This window comes from Streptomyces pseudoechinosporeus, assembly GCF_054783935.1.
In genome coordinates this window covers 1-19,798 of record NZ_BAAGPS010000014.1, presented here as the reverse complement: position 1 = coordinate 19,798, position 19,798 = coordinate 1, and the positions used below count along the sequence as shown (strand labels likewise).

At 69.1% G+C, this 19,798-nt stretch carries 15 protein-coding genes; 1 reads left to right on the top strand and 14 read right to left on the bottom strand.

The window, feature by feature from the left end:
- Nucleotides 1-243 precede the first annotated feature (243 nt).
- Nucleotides 244-3,408, top strand: coding sequence for an isoleucine--tRNA ligase (gene ileS, locus ACYVO6_RS20635; RefSeq protein WP_461063146.1), 3,165 nt, complete (start codon nt 244-246; stop codon nt 3,406-3,408).
- A 188-nt stretch (nt 3,409-3,596) separates the two neighbouring features.
- On the opposite strand, the gene ACYVO6_RS20630 is transcribed toward ileS, so the two are convergent.
- From ACYVO6_RS20630 to ACYVO6_RS20565, 14 genes are all read right to left on the bottom strand, one after another.
- Complete coding sequence (locus tag ACYVO6_RS20630) at nt 3,597-4,757, bottom strand: DivIVA domain-containing protein (RefSeq protein WP_461063144.1); 1,161 nt, start codon at nt 4,755-4,757, stop codon at nt 3,597-3,599.
- A gap of 55 nt (nt 4,758-4,812) precedes the next feature.
- Nucleotides 4,813-5,097, bottom strand: a complete 285-nt coding sequence (locus ACYVO6_RS20625) for a YggT family protein (protein ID WP_033318070.1) — start codon at nt 5,095-5,097, stop codon at nt 4,813-4,815.
- Between the two features lie 49 nt (nt 5,098-5,146).
- Nucleotides 5,147-5,788, bottom strand: a complete 642-nt coding sequence (locus tag ACYVO6_RS20620) for a cell division protein SepF (RefSeq protein WP_033318071.1) — start codon at nt 5,786-5,788, stop codon at nt 5,147-5,149.
- Between the two features lie 129 nt (nt 5,789-5,917).
- The gene (locus tag ACYVO6_RS20615) at nt 5,918-6,637 is read right to left on the bottom strand and encodes a YggS family pyridoxal phosphate-dependent enzyme (protein WP_461063141.1); all 720 of its coding nucleotides are present in this window, start codon (nt 6,635-6,637) and stop codon (nt 5,918-5,920) included.
- A 6-nt stretch (nt 6,638-6,643) separates the two neighbouring features.
- The gene (gene pgeF / locus ACYVO6_RS20610) at nt 6,644-7,381 is read right to left on the bottom strand and encodes a peptidoglycan editing factor PgeF (RefSeq protein ID WP_461063139.1); all 738 of its coding nucleotides are present in this window, start codon (nt 7,379-7,381) and stop codon (nt 6,644-6,646) included.
- Nucleotides 7,378-8,568: a cell division protein FtsZ gene (gene ftsZ, locus ACYVO6_RS20605; RefSeq protein ID WP_461063137.1), complete on the bottom strand. Its 1,191-nt coding sequence runs from the start codon at nt 8,566-8,568 to the stop codon at nt 7,378-7,380. Before ftsZ ends, pgeF begins: the two co-directional genes overlap by 4 nt.
- Before the next feature lie 278 nt (nt 8,569-8,846).
- Complete coding sequence (locus ACYVO6_RS20600) at nt 8,847-9,653, bottom strand: cell division protein FtsQ/DivIB (RefSeq protein WP_461063135.1); 807 nt, start codon at nt 9,651-9,653, stop codon at nt 8,847-8,849.
- A gap of 23 nt (nt 9,654-9,676) precedes the next feature.
- Nucleotides 9,677-10,765, bottom strand: coding sequence for an undecaprenyldiphospho-muramoylpentapeptide beta-N-acetylglucosaminyltransferase (gene murG / locus ACYVO6_RS20595; protein WP_461063133.1), 1,089 nt, complete (start codon nt 10,763-10,765; stop codon nt 9,677-9,679).
- Nucleotides 10,766-10,771: 6 nt separating this feature from the next.
- On the bottom strand, nt 10,772-12,127 hold the full coding sequence (ftsW, locus tag ACYVO6_RS20590) for a putative lipid II flippase FtsW (protein ID WP_461063131.1): 1,356 nt from the start codon (nt 12,125-12,127) through the stop codon (nt 10,772-10,774).
- A gap of 96 nt (nt 12,128-12,223) precedes the next feature.
- Nucleotides 12,224-13,636, bottom strand: coding sequence for a UDP-N-acetylmuramoyl-L-alanine--D-glutamate ligase (gene murD / locus ACYVO6_RS20585; RefSeq protein WP_461063129.1), 1,413 nt, complete (start codon nt 13,634-13,636; stop codon nt 12,224-12,226).
- Entirely contained in the window at nt 13,633-14,703 is a 1,071-nt protein-coding gene (gene mraY / locus ACYVO6_RS20580) for a phospho-N-acetylmuramoyl-pentapeptide-transferase (RefSeq protein ID WP_033318150.1), read from the bottom strand. Before mraY ends, murD begins: the two co-directional genes overlap by 4 nt.
- Nucleotides 14,703-16,178 carry a UDP-N-acetylmuramoyl-tripeptide--D-alanyl-D-alanine ligase gene (locus tag ACYVO6_RS20575; RefSeq protein ID WP_461063127.1) on the bottom strand — a complete coding sequence of 492 codons (1,476 nt, stop codon included), beginning with the start codon at nt 16,176-16,178 and terminating at the stop codon, nt 14,703-14,705. The genes mraY and ACYVO6_RS20575 overlap by 1 nt, the downstream gene beginning before the upstream one ends.
- 4 nt (nt 16,179-16,182) lie before the next feature.
- Nucleotides 16,183-17,889, bottom strand: coding sequence for a UDP-N-acetylmuramoyl-L-alanyl-D-glutamate--2,6-diaminopimelate ligase (locus ACYVO6_RS20570; protein ID WP_461063125.1), 1,707 nt, complete (start codon nt 17,887-17,889; stop codon nt 16,183-16,185).
- A 50-nt stretch (nt 17,890-17,939) separates the two neighbouring features.
- A complete protein-coding gene (locus ACYVO6_RS20565; protein WP_461063172.1) occupies nt 17,940-19,757 on the bottom strand; it encodes a peptidoglycan D,D-transpeptidase FtsI family protein in 1,818 nt (605 codons plus the stop codon).
- Nucleotides 19,758-19,798 lie beyond the last annotated feature (41 nt).

Below are 19,798 nucleotides of genomic sequence, written 5' to 3'. Positions count from 1 at the left end.
GTGCGAGCCCGGGGGCGAGCGCGACGTGAAGATCACCCCGGAGCCGCCGGAAGAAAGCCGCAGCGACCAGCCGCGGCCAGTAGACCCGGCATCGCGACCCCAATGAGGGGGCTCACCGGAGCACAGCGCCCCGGAGGGCCAAGGAGGGTGGTACCGCGGGAGCGCGCCGCACACGGCGTAGGTGGCAACACGACTCTCGTCCCTCCGACGGAAGGCAGAAAGTCCGCCGGAGGAAGCTCGCCGATGAAACCGACGCAGTACCGCCAGGTGCCCGCCCAGGTCGACCTGCCCGCCCTCGAGCACGCCGTGCTCGACTTCTGGCGTGAGCAGAAGATCTTCGCCAAGAGCCTGGAGCAGTCCGAAGGCCGCCCGGAGTGGGTGTTCTTCGAGGGCCCGCCCACCGCCAACGGCATGCCGGGCACCCACCACATCGAGGCCCGCGTCTTCAAGGACGTCTTCCCGCGCTTCCGCACCATGCGCGGCTACCACGTGGCCCGCAAGGCCGGCTGGGACTGCCACGGCCTGCCGGTGGAGATCGCGGTGGAGAAGGAGCTCGGCTTCAGCGGCAAGCAGGACATCGAGGCGTACGGCATCGCCGCGTTCAACGCCAAGTGCCGCGAGTCCGTGACCCGCCACACCGACGCCTTCGAAGAGCTCACGACCCGCATGGGGTACTGGACCGACCTCAGCGACCCGTACCGCACGATGGACCCGGAGTACATCGAGTCGGTCTGGTGGTCGCTCAAGGAGATCTTCAACAAGGGCCTGCTGGTCCAGAACCACCGCGTCGCCCCCTGGTGCCCGCGCTGCGGCACTGGCCTGTCGGACCACGAGCTGGCGCAGGGCTACGAGACGGTCGTCGATCCCTCGGTGTACGTCCGTTTCCCGCTCACCTCCGGTCCGCTCGCGGGCGAGGCCGCGCTTCTGGTCTGGACGACGACGCCCTGGACCCTGGTCTCCAACACGGCCGTCGCCGCGCACGCCGACGTGACGTACGTGGTCGCGACGAACGGCGAGGAGAAGCTCGTCGTCGCCGAGCCGCTCGTCGAGAAGGCCCTGGGCGAGGGCTGGGAGACCACCGGACAGTCCTTCACGGGCGCCGAGATGGAGCGCTGGTCGTATCAACGTCCGTTCGAGCTCGTGGAGTTCCCGGCGGACGTGCCGACCCACTACGTGGTGAACGCCGAGTACGTCACGACCGAGGACGGTACGGGTCTGGTCCACCAGTCCCCCGCCTTCGGTGAGGACGACCTCAGGGTCTGCCGCGCGTACGGCCTGCCGGTGGTCAACCCGGTGCGTCCCGACGGCACCTTCGAAGAGGACGTCCCGCTCGTGGGCGGTGTCTTCTTCAAGAAGGCCGACGAAAAGCTCACGGAGGACCTCCAGAACCGCGGTCTGCTCTTCAAGCACATCCCGTACGAGCACAGCTACCCGCACTGCTGGCGCTGCCACACCGCGCTCCTCTACTACGCGCAGCCGTCCTGGTACATCCGCACCACGGCCGTCAAGGACCGCCTCCTCCAGGAGAACGAGAAGACCAACTGGTTCCCGGAGACGGTCAAGCACGGCCGCTACGGCGACTGGCTGAACAACAACATCGACTGGGCCCTGTCCCGCAACCGCTACTGGGGCACCCCGCTGCCCATCTGGCGCTGCGAGGACGACCACCTCACCTGTGTGGGCTCCCGGACCGAGCTGACCGAGCTGACCGGCACGGACCAGTCGAACCTCGACCCGCACCGCCCGTTCATCGACGAGGTCACCTTCGCCTGCCCCCAGGACGGCTGCGGACAGCCGGCCACGCGCGTTCCGGAGGTCATCGACGCCTGGTACGACTCGGGTTCGATGCCGTTCGCGCAGTGGGGCTACCCGTACAAGAACAAAGAGCTCTTCGAGCAGCGCTACCCGGCGCAGTTCATCTGCGAGGCCATCGACCAGACGCGTGGCTGGTTCTACACGCTGATGGCCGTCGGCACGCTGGTCTTCGACAAGTCCTCGTACGAGAACGTCGTCTGTCTGGGCCACATCCTCGCCGAGGACGGCCGCAAGATGTCCAAGCACCTGGGCAACCTGCTCCCGCCGATCCCGCTGATGGACCAGCACGGCGCGGACGCGGTCCGCTGGTTCATGGCGGCCGGCGGCTCCCCCTGGGCGGCCCGCCGCGTCGGCCACAACACCATCCAGGAGGTCGTCCGCAAGACGCTCCTGACGTACTGGAACACGGTCGCCTTCCAGGCCCTGTACGCCCGCACCTCGAACTGGGCGCCCAGTGAGGCGGATCCGGCCCCGGCCGACCGCCCGGTCCTGGACCGCTGGCTCCTGTCCGAACTCCACGCGCTCACCGACCAGGTGACCCAGTCACTGGAGGCGTACGACACCCAGCGCGCCGGAAAGCTCCTGTCGGCGTTCGTGGACGACCTGTCCAACTGGTACGTACGCCGCTCCCGTCGCCGCTTCTGGCAGGGCGACAAGGCGGCGCTGCGCACCCTGCACGAGGTCCTCGAGACGGTCACGCGTCTGATGGCCCCGCTGACCCCGTTCATCACCGAGCGGGTCTGGCAGGACCTGGTGGTGCCGGTGGCGCCGGGCGCCCCCGAGTCCGTACACCTGTCGTCCTGGCCGGAGGCGGACCTGTCCGCCATCGACCCGGAGCTGTCGAAGCAGATGGTGCTCGTGCGCCGTCTCGTGGAGCTGGGCCGTGCCACGCGCGCGGAGTCCGGCGTGAAGACGCGTCAGCCGCTGTCGCGCGCGCTGGTCGCGGCGAGCGGGTTCGAAGCACTCAACCCCGAACTGCACGCGCAGATCACGGAGGAGCTGAACGTCTCCTCGCTGGCGTCTCTGAGCGAGGTGGGCGGCTCACTGGTCGACACGACCGCCAAGGCCAACTTCCGTGCCCTGGGCAAGCGGTTCGGCAAGCGCGTCCAGGACGTGGCCAAGGCCGTCGCCAACGCGGACGCGGCCGCTCTGTCCCTGGCCCTGCGCGAGGGCACGGCGTCGGTCGAGGTCGACGGCGAGACCCTGACGCTCGCCCCGGACGAGGTCATCATCACGGAGACCCCGCGCGAGGGCTGGTCCGTCGCCTCGGACTCCGGCGCGACGGTCGCCCTCGACCTGGAGATCACCGAGGAGCTGCGCCAGGCGGGCCTGGCCCGTGACGCGATCCGCCTGATCCAGGAGGCCCGCAAGAACAGCGGCCTCGACGTGGCCGACCGCATCGCCCTGCGCTGGACCTCCACGGACCCGAAGGTCACCGCGGCCCTCACGGAGCACTCCGGGCTCATCGCGGACGAGGTCCTCGCCACGGACTTCCTGAATGAGCACAGCGCGTCCGGCGAGGCGGACGACACCTACGGCGCCCCGTTCACGGACGAGTCGCTGTCGCTGACGTTCCGCCTCCGCAAGGCGTAAGCACGCACAGCACGCACAAAGGCCCGGGCCCACCGAACTTCCTCGGTGGGCCCGGGCCTTCGGCGTTGCGTACCCACGCACAGACGCTCGCCAGGTCAGCACAAAAGGGCGAGACAAAGGGCGAGGCCCCCGGAAATCCGGGGGCCTCGCCCTGAACGCTGCCGACGCCTAAGGCGTATTAGAGGCCGTCAGTTGTCGTCCTCGTCGATCAGGAACCCACGCATCGGCGAGGGAGCCTGCCCCATCGGCGACGGGCCCTGCGGCCGTACCGGCGCCATCGGCTGGGTCATGGCCGGCGACATCTGCTGCTGGCCGCCGTAGGACGGAGCAGCAGGGGCCGGGCCACCCATCGACTGGTTGCCGCCGTACGACGGCGCGCTCGCACCGGCCGGCGCCATGGACGGCGACGACGGCAGCGAGGCGGTCGCGGGCTGACGCGGCGGAGCCAACGAGTCGTCCGCCTGGGTCTCCAGCTGACGCAGCTGGGACTCGAGGTAGGACTTCAGCCGCGTACGGTACTCGCGCTCGAAGCCGCGCAGGTCCTCGACCTTGCGCTCCAGCGTGGCGCGAGCGGACTCCAGGGAGCCCATCGCGACGCGGTGCTTCTCCTGCGCGTCCCGCTCCAGAGCGTCCGCCTTGGCACGAGCGTCACGCTCCAGGCCCTCGGCACGGCTGCGCGCCTCACCGACGATCTTGTTGGCCTCGGAACGCGCCTCGGCGATCGCCTGGTCGGCGGTCTGCTGCGCCAGTGACAGCACGCGGGCGGCGCTGTCGCCACCGGGACCGCCCTGGCCGGGGCCGCCCATCTGCTGCGGGGGACCGCCCATCGGGCCACCCATGGGACCGCCCATCGGGCCACCCATCTGCTGCGGCAGCTGCCCCTGCATCTGGCCGGGACCCTGGCCCATCGGCCCCTGCCCCATCTGGCCCTGACCCATCTGGCCGGGACCCTGCGGACCGCCCTGCCCGCTGGGGCCCGCGGGCAGCTGCGGTGCACCGCTCGGCAGCTGGGGCGGACCACCCATGGGGCCACCCATCTGCTGCTGCGGCGGGCCCGATATGCCGGCGGGCACAGGAGCACCCGGACCACCGCGCATACCCTGCGGCGGCCCTTGCTGCTGCTGGTCCTGCTGTTCAGGCGGCTTGCGCATGCCCTGCTGCTGGTTCTGCGCGGCGGCACGCGTGGCGGCGGCCAGCTTGGCGCGCAGATCCTCGTTCTCGCGGAGCAGGCGGGTCAGTTCGGCTTCGACTTCATCGAGGAACGCATCGACCTCGTCCTCGTCATAGCCTTCTCGGAGGCGGACGGTCGTGAACTGCTTGTTCCGCACGTCCTCGGGGGTCAACGGCATCTCTTCACCTCAACGTAGTCGTCGGCATCGTCGGCGTTCGGCAAGACCGTATCGTTCACAGCCGGCTCACAACGGAGATCAGGATGTAGACGATGATCATCAGTACGAAGAAGGACAGGTCGAGCGCCACGCCCCCGAGACGCAGCGGCGGGATGAACCGCCGCAGAAGCTTGAGCGGTGGATCCGTGACAGTGTAGGTGGCCTCCAGAACGACCACCATCGCCTTGCCGGGTTGCCATGAGCGGGCGAACTGGAAGACGTAGTCCATGACGAGCCGGAAGATCAGCACGATGAGGAAACACATCAGCGCGATGTAGACAACATCCAAGACCACGCTCATGATCCGCGCTTCCCTCTCCCCTGTTTCCGACTCTGTCCGGTCCTGCGTCTCAGCTCTGGTTGAAGAACCCGCCCTCTGCGATGCGGGCCTTGTCCTCCGCCGTGACATCGACGTTAGCAGGCGACAACAGGAATACCTTCTGCGTCACCCGCTCGATGCTCCCATGAAGACCAAACACCAAACCGGCGGCAAAGTCGACAAGTCGCTTGGCGTCGGTGTCATCCATCTCGGTCAAGTTCATGATCACCGGGGTGCCTTCGCGGAAGTGTTCCCCGATGGTACGGGCTTCGTTGTAGGTCCGGGGGTGCAGTGTGGTGATCCGGTACGGCTCTCGTTCCGACACGACCTTGGGCATGATCACCGGTGCGTTCTTCTCCAGGCTTTGACGTTCTTGTGTGATGGATGCCACGGGGGCGATTCGTGCCGGACGTCCCGATTCCGCCGATAGCGAAGCGGAATGTGACACGGGATCACGCTGCACCGGGGGCTGCACCACCCGTACCGATTCGTCCCGTTGGGACTGATGCGGCTGGTGCGACTGATGCGGCGGCTCGTGCCGCCGGCGGTCCCGATCGGGCTCCGGATCAAGCTCGGGCTCGAAGTCGTCGTCGGGGTCGAAGCCCCTGCCGTCGTACCCATCGTCCTCCACGAGGCCGAGGTAGACCGCCATCTTGCGCATCGCGCCGGCCATTGCTCTGAGTCCTCCGCTCTGTGGTGGATCGGCTGACTATTGCCAAGTGCCCGCGATCCACTAGGTCGTTATGCCCGCTTTCGGGGGTAATGACCATATTTTCTGCTGTGGTCCGACTTCTTGGCGACGTTACCCGAGCCCAGGACGGACTCCGAGTACCGCGGTGCCGACGCGTACATGTGTCGCTCCGGCCGCCACGGCCTGTTCGAGGTCCGAACTCATCCCTGCCGAGACCATGTTCGCAGCCGGATGAGCCCGGCGCAGGTCAGTCGACAAATCCATCAGCCGCTCGAACGCCGCCCGTTCACGCCCCGCGTACGGTCCGGTGAGCGGAGCGACGGTCATCAGTCCGTCAAGTCGCAACCCCGGAGCCTTCGCGACAAGCTCGCCCAACTCCTCGATTCCGTCCGGCCCGACGCCCCCACGCGCCCCCCGGCCGCTCTCGTCCGCGTCGAGCGCGACCTGGATGAGGCAGCCCACCTCGCGTCCGGTACGTACGGCTTCTTTTGACAGAGCCGTGACGAGCCTGGCCCGGTCGACCGACTGCACAATTCCCGCATAACTGACCACGGAACGCACCTTGTTGGTCTGCAACTGACCGACGAAGTGCCAGGTGAGGGGCAGACCCGAACACTCTGCGGCCTTGGGTGCCGCGTCCTGGTCCCGGTTCTCGGCGACGTGACGTACACCGAGTTCCGACAGGATCCGCACATCGCTCGCGGGGTAGGTCTTGGTGACCACGATCAGGGTCACCTCTTCGCGCTTGCGCCCCGCGGCCACACAGGCCGCCATGATGCGTTCTTCAACTTGTGTGAGGTTTCTGGCGAGTTGCGCCTTACGGTCCGTCATGTCCCATCAGTCCAGCCACACATAGCCCGCGAGCCGACCGGTCGTGCGATCGCGGCGGTACGAGAAGTGGTCGCCCGATTCGAGCGTGCACACCGGCGACTGCGCCCGGTCGCACACCCCGAGCCGCTCAAGCTGCGCATGCACTCCGGCGGTCACATCGACTGCCGGAGTGCCCCAACTGGTCTCGGCGTACGCCGCCGGCTCGACGGCGGCGACCTCGGCGCGCATCGCGTCCGGTACTTCGTAGCAACGGCCGCAGACGGCGGGGCCGGTGCGGGCGACGATCCGGCCCGGCTCCGCGCCGAGTTCGACCATCGCCGCGATGGCTGCGGGCACGACCCCGGCGACCATGCCGGGCCGTCCCGCGTGGGCGGCGGCCGCGATCCCGGCGACCGGGTCGGCCAGCAGGACCGGCGTGCAGTCGGCGGTGAGGACGGCGAGTGCGAGACCGCGGCGGGTGGTGACGACGGCGTCGACCTCCGGCACGGGACGGTCTCCCCAGGGTTCGTCGATCACTGCCACGTCCGGCCCGTGCACCTGGTTCATCCAGACGACCCGGGCCGGGTCGAGGCCGAGCGACTTGGCGGCCAGTTCACGATTGGTGCGTACAGCGTCGGGGTCGTCACCGACCGCTCCGCCGAGGTTGAGCTCCTCGTACGGAACGGCGCTCACCCCGCCCCACCGATCGGTGAAGGCGAAGTGGGCGCCGCCCGCTGTGCTCGTTTCGGAGCGGTGTCCTATCACTTGAGGAAGTCCGGCACGTCCAGCTCTTCGGCCGCGCTGTCGGAGTAGGTCCGCGACGGCGGGAGCGGCGGGGAGGCCGGCAGTTCGTTCACGGGCTCGGGGGCGGGCTCCGGGGTGTCCTCGCGCGGCGTGACGCTGCCGAGCGAGCCGAAGGACGGGCGGCTCTCGGAGGGCCGTACCGGCGCGGACTCCTCGCGCTTGGCGGAGGAGCCGAGGACGTTGTCCCGCTTGGACGGGGGCTGTCCGCCGTCGAAGCCCGCCGCGATGACCGTGACCCGGACCTCGTCGCCCAGCGCGTCGTCGATGACCGCGCCGAAGATGATGTTGGCCTCGGGGTGTGCGGCCTCGCTCACCAGCTGGGCGGCCTCGTTGATCTCGAACAGGCCGAGGTCGGAGCCGCCGGAGATGGAGAGCAGTACGCCACGGGCGCCGTCGATGGAGGCTTCCAGAAGCGGCGAGGAGATCGCCATCTCGGCGGCGGCCACCGCGCGGTCGTCGCCGCGGGCCGAGCCGATGCCCATGAGGGCCGAACCCGCCTCGGACATCACGGACTTGACGTCGGCGAAGTCGAGGTTGATGAGGCCAGGGGTGGTGATGAGGTCAGTGATGCCCTGGACACCGGAGAGCAGTACCTGGTCGGCGGACTTGAAAGCGTCGAGCACGCTGACCTGGCGGTCCGAGATGGACAGCAGCCGGTCGTTCGGAATGACGATGAGGGTGTCGACCTCTTCGCGGAGTTCGGCGATGCCGTCCTCGGCCTGGTTGGCGCGGCGCCGGCCCTCGAAGGTGAACGGGCGCGTGACCACGCCGATGGTGAGGGCGCCGAGGGAACGGGCGATGTTGGCCACGACGGGCGCGCCGCCAGTGCCGGTGCCGCCGCCTTCACCGGCCGTCACGAAGACCATGTCGGCCCCCTTGAGGACCTCCTCGATCTCCTCGCGGTGATCCTCGGCGGCCTTGCGGCCGACAGCCGGGTTGGCTCCGGCGCCGAGTCCGCGGGTGAGTTCACGACCGACGTCGAGCTTGACGTCGGCGTCGCTCATCAACAGGGCTTGCGCGTCGGTGTTGATGGCGATGAACTCGACGCCCTTGAGACCGACCTCGATCATCCGGTTGATGGCATTGACACCACCGCCGCCGACACCGATGACTTTGATGACTGCGAGGTAGTTCTGCGGTGCTGCCACGTCGAAGGCCTCTCGCCTCGAGTTACGTGTCGTCGCCTCGCGGTGGCCCGCGATCCGACGACTGATGCCGAATGGGACGGTCCGTTTCGCCGACCCGAACCCTAACGTTGAAGTTTAGGGTTACCAGTGTGTCTGTTTCCTGGACTCTTCCGAACAGGACACTAAGTCGACAAGTGGCGCACGTTCAACGAACACGCCGAACCTCCCGTTTTTCTTTTCACCCTATGTGATCAGCCGTAGCGCTGCCCAACCAGGGTGCTGGCCTGCGCGTATGTGCGTCAACTCCCTGATGACGCAGGGGCGGTGGGAACGCTGACGTCGAAGTGCCGTGCCCCGGGAGCTACTTTCAGGAGAGCGGTGAGCGTTCTGGCCTTCGCCCGGCCCTTCTCGGCACTACCCCACGCGACGGTCCGGTTTCCGCTCAACTCCAGTGATATGGCGTCGTACGAGCGGACCTTGACGGTACGGGTGTCGCGCGCGACGGCGGCCGGAAGGGCGCCCGCGACGCGCACCGCCTCGCGCACCAGCCGACCCGTTCCGAAGCGTCGCAGGCTCGCGGACTGCGAGGTTCCGGAAGGCGACCGAGGCACCGCCAATTCCAGTTCGGGTACACCCTCGGGAGCGCGCGAAACCGTGGCAAATCGCACTCCTTTGACGTCCACTTCGACGAACTTTCCACCTTTTTTCACCATCAGAACCGGAGTGCGTTCGTTCACTTTCAACCCGATTTCGTCAGGCCAAGAACGGGTGACATCAATCGAGTCAATTCGGGACAATTTATTGCGCAGTCTTGCCTCAATCGCATCGGTGTCGATGGAAATCAACGGCGATCCGACCGGAATGTCCGCCGCCGCGAGCACCTGCTCGTCCGTCAGGACCCGCATCCCCGAAGCCGATACGCGCTCCACGCGCAGCCACCCCGAGCCGTAGAGCACCCAGACGCCGCCCACGGCGATCAGTACGACGCAGACGAGCAGCACGACGAGCGTACGAGGCCGGGGCAGCCTGCCGAGGCGGGGCGGCCGGGGCGGGCCGGACTGAGGGCGCCGGCGTTCGCCTCGCTCTGCGGTCGTCGGTCCGGCCACGCTCCCCTGCCTTCTGCCACGCGCTAACGGCGTGACGCGATCGCCTCGTACACCATCCCGACGAGCAGCTCGTCGGCGTCCCGGCGGCCGAACTCCGCGGCTGCGCGGGACATCTCGAACAGCCGGTGCGGATCCGCGAGCACGGGCAGGACATTGGCCTGGACCCACTGCGGCGACAGTTCCGCGTCATCGACGAGGAGTCCGCCGCCGGCCTTGACCACCGGCTGGGCGTTCAGCCGCTGTTCGCCGTTGCCGATCGGCAGCGGGACGTACGCGGCGGGCAGTCCGACGGCGGAGAGTTCGGCGACGGTCATCGCGCCCGCCCGGCAGAGCATCATGTCGGCGGCGGCGTACGCGAGATCCATCCGGTCCACGTACGGTACCGGGATGTACGGGGGCATCCCCGGCATCTGCTGGACCTGCGGCAGTTCGTTCTTGGGGCCGACCGCGTGCAGGACCTGGATGCCGGCCTGCTGGAGGTACGGGGCGACCTGCTGGACCACCTCGTTGAGGCGGCGGGCGCCCTGCGAGCCGCCGGAGACCAGCAGGGTCGGCAGGGCGGGGTCGAGCCCGAAGGCGGCGCGGGCCTCGGGGCGTACGGCTGCCCGGTCGAGGGTGGCGATGGAGCGGCGCAGCGGGATGCCGATGTAGCGGGCGCCGCGGAGCTTGCTGTCCGGAGTCGAGACGGCGACCTGGGCCGCGTACCGCGAACCGATCTTGTTGGCCAGGCCGGGCCGGGCGTTGGCCTCGTGGATGATGATCGGGACGCCGAGGCGCTTGGCCGCGAGGTAGCCGGGCAGGGCGACATAGCCGCCGAAGCCGACGACCGCATCCGCCTTGGTGCGCTCCAGGATCTGCTCGGCCGCCTTGATCGTGCCGCGCAGCCGCCCGGGGACGGTGATCAGCTCGGGGGTGGGCTTGCGGGGCAGCGGGACGGCGGGGATCAGCGCGAGCTCATAGCCCCGCTCGGGTACGAGCCGGGTCTCGAGTCCGCGCTCCGTGCCCAGGGCCGTGATGCCCACGGTCGGGTCCTGCCTGCGCAGGGCGTCCGCGAGGGCGAGCGCGGGCTCGATGTGGCCGGCGGTCCCTCCACCGGCGAGTACGACATGCACCGAAATTCACCGCTCTCCGGACGAACGCGCCGAGGCGCGCCGTCGCATCGTGTTCCAGCTCCGAGGTCTCCGACTGGTTCCGGAACCTCCAGCCCGCTTTCTACCAAAGCGTGGTTGTCGCATCGCAAGCGCCATCCGCGCAGCGGGATCCTCCCGCGCGAAGGCGATCAGGAGCCCGATGGCGAACATGGTCGGCAGCAAAGCGGAACCCCCATAGGAGAACAGCGGGAGCGGGACTCCGGCGATCGGCAGCAGGCCGAGCACCGCACCGATGTTGATCACGGCCTGGGCCGTGATCCAGGTGGTCACGCCACCCGCGGCGTACCTGACGAAGGGGTCCTCCGTGCGTCCGGCCACGCGGATACCCGCATAGCCTAGAGCCGCGAAGAGGGCGAGTACCGACAGCGTCCCCGCGAGACCCAGTTCCTCACCGGTGACAGCGAAGATGAAGTCGGTGTGGGCTTCGGGGAGTTGGCCCCATTTCTCCACGCTCGCACCGAGGCCGGAACCGAAAATTCCGCCGGAGGCGAGGGCGTAGATTCCGTGCACGGCCTGCCAGCAGGTGTCGTTCGGTCCGGGCTCGGTGGCGCCGATGCACTCCAGCCGCGCCATACGGTTCGGGCTCTGCCAGATCAGCATCAGGCCGATCGTCCCGGCGATGGCCAGTACGCCCGCGAAGAGCCGCGTCGGGGCTCCGGCCAGCCAGAGCAGCCCGAACAGGATCGCGGTGAGGATGATCGCCGTGCCCATGTCGCCGCCGAGCATGATCAGTCCGAGCAGCATGAAGGCCACCGGCACGAGCGGCACCAGCATGTGCTTCCACTGGGTCAGCAGCCGCTTGTCCTGTTTGCGGGCGAGCAGATCGGCGCCCCACAGCACGAGCGCGAGCTTGCCGAACTCGCTGGGCTGGAGCTGGAACGGGCCGCCGATGGAGATCCAGTTCTGGTTGCCGTTCACCGCCACCCCTATCCCCGGGATCTGCACCAGGACCATCAGGAAGACCGAGCCCAGGAGCATCGGATACGCCAGCGCGCGGTGCAGCTTGGACGGCATCCGCGAGGCGATCAGCAGCAGGACGGTGCCCAGCACGGCCGCCAGGAACTGCTTCCGGAAGAAGTACGTCCCCGGCAGCGACAGTTGCAGCGCCTTGATCTGGGAGGCCGAGTACACCATCACGATCCCGAGCACGGTGATCAGCATGCTGCTGCCGAGGATCAGGTAGTACGCGGTCAGCGGACGGTCCCAGGCACGGCGCGCACGCGTGTAGAGGCGGCGCACGGGTTTGTCACCCGGCGGGCGGGAGGCGACGGGGCGTCCGGTGGCGCGCGGGGCGGAGGGCCGGCCAGTGCGGTTACCGGCCATCGGCACCGCCCAGCGGCCCACGATGCACCGGCCACGATGGCGTCACGCGTCCCTCCCAGAGGTACCGGGGCGCCTCCCGGCGCGGCAACGGCCGAGTCAGGCGCTCGCGGCGCCGAGTTCGCGGACGGCCTCCGCGAACATGTCGCCGCGCTGGTTGTAGTTGGTGAACATGTCCATGGAGGCACAGGCGGGAGCCATGAGCACCGTGTCTCCCGGGCGGGCGAGCCGCGTCGCCTCCTGGACGGCCTCGAGCATCGCCCCAGTGTCGGTCCGGTCGAGGTCGACGACCGGCACTTCGGGCGCGTGTCGCCCCAGCGCCTGCCGGATCAGATCCCGGTCGGCACCGAACAGGACAACGCCCCGAAGTCGCTTTGCCGACTTGGCGACCAGCTCGTCGAACGTCGCACCCTTGGCGAGCCCGCCCGCGATCCACACGATCGACTCGTACGCCGCCAAAGAGGCTTCCGCGGCATGCGTGTTGGTGGCCTTGGAGTCGTCGATGTACGCGACCCCGCCGACGTCGGCGATGTGCTGGATGCGGTGCGCGTCCGGACGGAAGGCCCGCAGCCCGTCGCGTACGGCCGCGGCGGGCACCCCGTAGGCGCGCGCGAGGGCCGCCGCCGCAAGGGCGTTGGCGATGTTGTGCGGGGCGGGCGGCTGGACGTCGCCGACCTCCGCGAGCTCCTGGGCCTGCTTGTGCCGGTCCTCGACGAAGGCGCGGTCGACCAGGAGGCCCTCCACGACGCCGAGTTGGGACGGCCTGGGCGTACCCAGCGTGAAGCCGACCGCCCGGCAGCCCTCCTCGACGTCCGCCGCGCGCACCAGGTCCTCGGTGGCCTTGTCCGCGACGTTGTAAACACAGGCGACCCGATTGCCCTCGTAGATACGGCCCTTGTCGGCGGCGTACGCCTCCATGGAGCCGTGCCAGTCGAGGTGGTCGGGTGCGAGGTTGAGGACGGCGGCGGAGTGGGCGCGCAGGGAGGGCGCCCAGTGCAGCTGGTAGCTGGAGAGTTCGACGGCGAGGACGTCATACGGCTCCTCGCTCAGCACGACGTCGATGATCGGTGTGCCGATGTTGCCCACGGCGGCCGTACGCAGGCCCGCGGCGCTCAGGATCGACGCGAGCATCTGCGTGGTGGTGGTCTTGCCGTTGGTGCCCGTGACGGCGAGCCAGGCAGCCGCGTCGGGGCCACGCAGAAGCCAGGCGATCTCCACGTCGCCGACCACGTCCACGCCCGCCTTCGCGGCTGCGGCGAAGAGCGGCGAGGTGGGCTTCCAGCCGGGTGAGGTGACCACGAGGCCGGTGCCCTCGGGAAGGGTCTCGGCGTCGGCGAGACGTACCGAAATGCCTTCCCCTTCAAGGGAGTCGGCCCGCTCCCGGTGTGCCGGGGAGGAGCCCCCGTCGACGACCGTGACGGACGCGCCGAGGCCGGCCAGGGCGCGGGCGGCGCTGATGCCGCTCACGCCGAGACCGGCGACGGTGATGTTCCGGCCCTGCCAAGTGGTCACTTGTCGGCTGCCCACCCTGCGTAGAAGAGACCCAGACCCACGATCACGCACATGCCCTGGATGATCCAGAAGCGGACCACCACAAGGACTTCGGACCACCCCTTGAGTTCGAAGTGGTGCTGGAGCGGGGCCATGCGGAAGACGCGCTTCCCGGTCAGCCGGAAGGAGCCGACCTGGATGACGACCGACATGGTGATCAGGACGAAGAGACCGCCGAGCAGCGCGAGCAGCAGCTCGGTGCGGGAGCAGATGGCGAGTCCGGCGAGCGCGCCGCCGAGCGCCAGGGAGCCGGTGTCGCCCATGAAGATCTTGGCGGGCGAGGTGTTCCACCACAGGAAGCCGAAGCAGGCGCCCATCAGTGCGGAGGCGACGACCGCGAGGTCGAGCGGATCTCGTACCTCGAAGCAGGCGGCCGGGTTGGTGAGGGTCTGCGCGTTGGCGCAGGACTCCTGGAACTGCCAGACCCCGATGAAGGTGTAGGCGCCGAAGACCATCACGGAGGCGCCGGTGGCGAGGCCGTCCAGACCGTCCGTCAGGTTCACGCCGTTCGACATCGCGAGGATCATGAAGAGCGCCCAGACGACGAACAGCACCGGGCCGATGGTCCAGCCGAAGTCCTGGACGAAGGAGATCTTGGTGGAGGCCGGCGTCTGGCCCTGGGCGTCCGCGAACTGCAGCGAGAGCACCGCGAAGGTGACACCGACGATCAGCTGGCCGGTCATCTTCGCCTTGGCCCGCAGACCGAGCGACCGACGCTTGACGATCTTGATGTAGTCGTCCAGGAAGCCGACCAGGCCCATGCCCGCCATGAGACCGAGCACCAGCACTCCGGAGAGCCTCGGCGGCTCGCCGCTGATCACCTTGCTGAGGAAGTACGCCAGGATCGTGGCCAGGATGAAGGCGATACCGCCCATGGTCGGCGTACCGCGCTTGGCGTGGTGCTCGCGCGGGCCGTCGTCGCGGATGTACTGGCCGTAGCCCTTGCGGGCCAGGAGCTTGATCAGCAGCGGGGTGCCGATCAGGGTCAGGAAGAGGCCAATGGCGCCCGCGAACAGGATCTGGTTCATCATCGGGCGGAAACCTCACCCTCGGCACCGCCGTCGAGCAGCGCCAGCGCCACCCGTTCGAGCCCGACCGACCGGGACGCCTTCACGAGCACGACGTCTCCCGGGCGCAGCTCATTGCGCAACAGGTCGACAGCCGCCTGTGCGTCGGACACGTGCACCGACTCCTCACCCCACGAACCCTCGTTATATGCGCCCAGTTGAAGCCAGGACGCTTCCCTGCCCCCGACCGCGACGAGCTTGCTGACGTTGAGCCGGACGGCGAGCCGTCCGACCGCGTCGTGCTCGGCGAGCGCCTCGTCCCCGAGCTCGGCCATCTTGCCGAGCACCGCCCAGGTCCGGCCCCCCCTTGCCCGTGAGGCTCCGCCCATGGCAGCCAGCGCGCGCAGAGCCGCCCGCATGGATTCGGGGTTCGCGTTGTAGGCGTCGTTGACGACCGTCACGCCGTCCGGGCGCTCGGTGACCTCCATCCGCCAGCGGGAGAGGGAGCCCGCCTCGGAGAGCGCGACGGCGATCTCGTCTGCGGACATGCCCAGCTCATGGGCGACGGCGGCCGCGGCGAGCGCGTTCGACACGTGGTGCTCACCGTACAGGCGCATGGTCACATCGCTTGCACCGGAGGGTGTGTGAAGCCTGAACGCGGGCTGTCCGCTCTCCGTGAGCCGCACGTTCTCGGCCCGTACGTCCGCTTCGCCGGACTCTCCGAAGAGGATCACGCGTGCCTTCGTACGGGAAGCCATGGCGCGTACGAGGGGATCGTCGGCGTTGAGAATCGCGGCGCCGTCCTCCGGAAGCCCCTCCACCAATTCGCCCTTGGCCTGGGCGATCTGCTCCCGCCCGCCGAACTCGCCGATGTGGGCGGTGCCGACGTTCAGAACGAGGCCGATCTTCGGCGGGGTCAGCTCCGCGAGGTAGCGGATGTGGCCGATACCGCGGGCGCCCATCTCCAGGACGAGGAACTTCGTCTCCTCGGTGGCGCTGAGCGCGGTGAGCGGCAGCCCGATCTCGTTGTTGAGGGAGCCCGGCGTGAACACCACAGTAGGGGGCCGACGCGCAGCGTCGTCGGTTGAGGGTGGCGGTGGGAGACGGGTGGGAGCCTTGCGCTGGAGTACCTGCGCGATCAGGTCCTTGGTGCTGGTCTTGCCCGCGGAGCCGGTGAGGGCCACGAGGGTCGCACCGAGCCGCTGGACGACATGGCGGGCGAGGGCGCCGAGGGCCGCCTGGACGTCGTCCACGACGATCGCGGGCACGCCGACGGGCCGGGACGCCAGAACGGCGGCGGCGCCCTCCTCGACGACCTGTGCGGCGAAGTCGTGACCGTCCACGCGCTCGCCCACGAAGGCGACGAACAGGCTGCCTGGCTCCACCTCACGGGAGTCCCTGACGACCGGTCCGGTGATCTGGACCGACGGATCCGGTATGTCGTACGTCTGCCCGCCGACGACTGAGGCGATCTCGGCGAGAGAGAGGGCGATCACAAGTTCATCCCTGAGTCTTCTGGATAGCTTCGCGAAGCACCTGGCGGTCGTCGAAGGGACGGACCACTCCGGCGATGTCCTGGCCCTGCTCATGGCCCTTGCCCGCGACCAGCACGGTGTCGCCGGGCTCGGCCCGGGCGACGGCCGCGGCGATCGCGGCGGCCCGGTCCTCGAAGACCTGGACCTCGCCGCGCTCGTGCGCCGGCACGTCGGCGGCGCCCGCGAGCATGGTGGCGAGGATCGCGAGGGGGTCCTCGGAGCGGGGGTTGTCCGACGTCAGTACGGCGGTGTCGGCGAGGCGGGCCGCGGCGGCGCCCATCGGCATCCGCTTGGACTTGTCGCGGTCTCCGCCGCAGCCGAGCACGATGTGCAGCTTGCCCTCGGTGACCTTGCGCAGCGCACGCAGCACCGATTCCACGGCGTCCGTCTTGTGCGCGTAGTCGACGACCGCGAGGTACGGCTGACCGGCGTCCACGCGTTCCAGGCGGCCCGGCACACCCGGTACGGCCGCGATGCCGTCGGCCGCGGTCTGCGCGTTGAGGCCGGCAGCGGCCAGAGCGACGATCGCGGCGAGCGTGTTGGCGACGTTGAAGGGGCCCGCGAGCGGCGACTTGGCGCTGATCCGCTCCCCCTTGGGGCCGATCGCGACGAACGTCGAGTCCAGCGGACCGACCTCGACGTCCTCGGCGCGCCAGTCGGCGTCCGGGTGCCCCTCGGCGGAAAACGTCACCACAGGGACGGTGGCTTCTTTGACCAGCCTCCGTCCGTACTCGTCGTCAAAGTTGACTACGCCGAACCTGCTGCGTTTCGGCGTGAACAGCTGTGCCTTGGCCCGGAAGTAGTCCTCCATGTCGGAGTGGAACTCCATGTGCTCCGGGCTGAGGTTGGTGAAGACGGCGATGTCGAAGACGCAGCCGTCGACCCGGCCGAGGACCAGTGCATGGCTGGAGACCTCCATGGCGACCGCGTCCACGCCGCGCTCGCGCATCACCGCGAACAGCGCCTGGAGGTCGGTGGCCTCGGGAGTCGTACGCTCCGATTTGATGCGCTCGTCGCCGATGCGCGTCTCGACCGTGCCGATGAGGCCCACCCGTCGCCCACCACCGCCCTCAACCGACGACGCTTCGCGTCGGCCCCCCTGGTCTGTACGGACCGTCTTGAGGCCGCCCTCGATGAGGTACGCCGTCGTGGTCTTGCCCGAGGTGCCGGTGATGCCGATCTGGAGGAGGTCGCGGCCGGGGTGGCCGTAGATCGTGGCCGCCAGCTCGCCCATCCGTCCGCGCGGATCGTCGACGACGAGGACCGGAAGGCCGGTCGCGGCGGCGCGCTCGGCGCCGGTCGGGTCCGTGAGCACCGCCACCGCGCCCAGGCCGGCGGCCTGCGTCACGAAGTCGGCGCCGTGCAGCCGGGCGCCGGGCAGGGCAGCGTAGAGGTCGTCCGGGCGCACGGCCCGGGAGTCGTGGGTGATGCCCGTGACCTCGGCCGCAGCGGGGGCGGTGACACCCAGCTGATCGGCGAGGTCCGCCAGGTCTGTGGCGGAGACCTGAACCGGTCGCGGCGGCCCCGGAAATGTCACAGGGACGCCCTTCTGGGTGGTTTGGGACTGATCAGCGTGTGGCACGGCGGTGAGCGTACCGGGCGCGCCCCCGGCTGGGCGAAGCGAGGGGCGGGGCTCCGGATGTTTCTCCGGGTCGGGAGTGATCGTTGTCACGAATTGGTTCCTGCTCGGTGTTCCGGGTGACCGGACGTGTCCGGTGCTGATCAGGGTGTGAAGGTGACCGGAAGTCGGGCGGGCGCGTCCCCGGTGGGCGGCACCTGGAGGGTCTTGAGGGCGAACTCCAGGACCTCCTTGTAGACGGGCCCGCAGATCTGGCCGCCGAAATAGCTGCCCTGGGTGGCGTTCTGGATCGCGCAGTACACGGTTACGCGGGGGTTGTCGGCGGGCGCGAATCCGGCGAACGACGAGGTGTAGCCGCGGTAGCGGCCGGTGGCCGGATCCACCCGGTTGGCGGTGCCCGTCTTCCCCGCGACGCGGTAGCCGGGGATACGGGCCTTGGTGCCGGTGCCCTCCTCGTCGTCCACGACGGACTCCAGCATCTGAGCCAGCGTCTTCGCCGTCTTCTCGCTCACGACCCTTGTCTTCTGGGGCTTCGGGGCCGGTGTGAAGCGGCCGTCCGCTCCCTTGGTGCCTCGTACGAGGGTCGGCTCGACGCGTACGCCGCCGTTCGCGATCGTCGAGTAGACGGAGGCCGCCTGCATCGCGTTGATCGACACGCCCTGGCCGAAAGGAATCGTGTACTGCTGCGAGGTCGACCACTTGTCGGCCGGCGCGAGGATGCCGTTCGTCTCGCCGGGGAAGCCGAGTCCGGTCTCGCGACCGATGCCGAACTTGCGCAGATACGAGTAGAGGACCTGGTTGGCCTGCTTCTGGGTCTTGCCGAGCTGGCCGGTCGCCAGGATGGTGCCGATGTTGCTGGACTTGGCGAGGACGCCGTTGAGCGTCAGATACCAGGTCGGGTGGTCGATGTCGTCCCGGAAGAGCCGGTCGCCGCGGTGCAGCCGGTTGGGCACGACCACATGCGTCCCAGGCGTGGCGACGTTCTCCTCCAGGACGGCCGCCATCGACATGACCTTCGCGGTGGAGCCGGGTTCGTACGCGTCCTGGAGGGCCGCGTTGCCGAGCGCCGCCGAGCCGGCCTGGGAGAGGTCGTTCGGGTCGAAGCCGGGCGAGTTGGCCATCGCGAGGATCTCGCCGGTCTTGTTGTCCTGCACGATCACATAGCCGCGGTCCGCCTTGGACTCCTTCACCTGCTCCGTGATGGCGTTCTGCGCGGCCCACTGGATGTCGCGGTCGATGGTCAGCTCGACCTCGGAACCGGCCACGGCGGGCGTCTCCGTACTGCCCTCGGTCGGGATCCGGTGGCCGCCGGCCTGGGCGTAGCGGATCTCGCCGTCCTTGCCGGTCAGTTCCTTGTTCAGCTGCTGCTCGATACCGCCGCCGCCCTTGCCGTCGGCGTTGACCCAGCCCAGTATCCCGGCGCCGAGGTCGCCGTTCGGATAGACCCGCTTGCTGCTGGGCTCCTGGAAGACACCCGCCAGCACGTTCACGGCCGTCTTGTCCTTCTGGGCCTTCTCGGCGAGCGTCGTCTTCAGGTCGTTGATCTGCGTCCAGACCTGCGGGGTCTGGCGACGGGCCAACAGGACGTACTGGGTGCCCTTCGTACGGAGCTTCTCGGCGAGCTCGGCGGGTTCCCTGCCGAGGATCGGGCCGAGCAGCGCGGCGGCCTGCTCAGGAGCGTCGTCGATCTTCGTCGCCTTCCGCGTGAACATCGTGGGGTCGGCCGTGATGTCGTTCGCGTCCACGCTGGTGGCCAGCTCGACGCCGTTGCGGTCGGTGATCCCGCCGCGCTCGGCGGCCAGGGTGCGGCTGAAGTACCGGTTCTGTTCGGCCTTGGCCGAGTACACGCTCGCGTCGACCGCCTGCACCTGAAGCAGCCGCACCACGAAGGCGATCATCACCAGCGTCAGGGCGAGGCTGACCAGGCGCAGCCGGGGGCGGGGGCTGCCCAGCCGGATCATCCGCGGCCCCGGTGCCCGCCCCGCGCGGGGCGTGGCCGGGC

Excerpts from the sequence above, each read along its gene's own strand:
- ileS (WP_461063146.1), top strand. The coding sequence starts at position 244 with ATGAAACCGACGCAGTACCGCCAGGTGCCCGCCCAGGTCGACCTGCCC.
- ACYVO6_RS20630 (WP_461063144.1), bottom strand. The coding sequence starts at position 4,757 with ATGCCGTTGACCCCCGAGGACGTGCGGAACAAGCAGTTCACGACCGTC.
- ACYVO6_RS20625 (WP_033318070.1), bottom strand. The coding sequence starts at position 5,097 with ATGAGCGTGGTCTTGGATGTTGTCTACATCGCGCTGATGTGTTTCCTC.
- ACYVO6_RS20620 (WP_033318071.1), bottom strand. The coding sequence starts at position 5,788 with ATGGCCGGCGCGATGCGCAAGATGGCGGTCTACCTCGGCCTCGTGGAG.
- ACYVO6_RS20615 (WP_461063141.1), bottom strand. The coding sequence starts at position 6,637 with ATGACGGACCGTAAGGCGCAACTCGCCAGAAACCTCACACAAGTTGAA.
- ftsW (WP_461063131.1), bottom strand. The coding sequence starts at position 12,127 with ATGGCCGGTAACCGCACTGGCCGGCCCTCCGCCCCGCGCGCCACCGGA.
- mraY (WP_033318150.1), bottom strand. The coding sequence starts at position 14,703 with ATGAACCAGATCCTGTTCGCGGGCGCCATTGGCCTCTTCCTGACCCTG.
- ACYVO6_RS20565 (WP_461063172.1), bottom strand. The coding sequence starts at position 19,757 with ATGATCCGGCTGGGCAGCCCCCGCCCCCGGCTGCGCCTGGTCAGCCTC.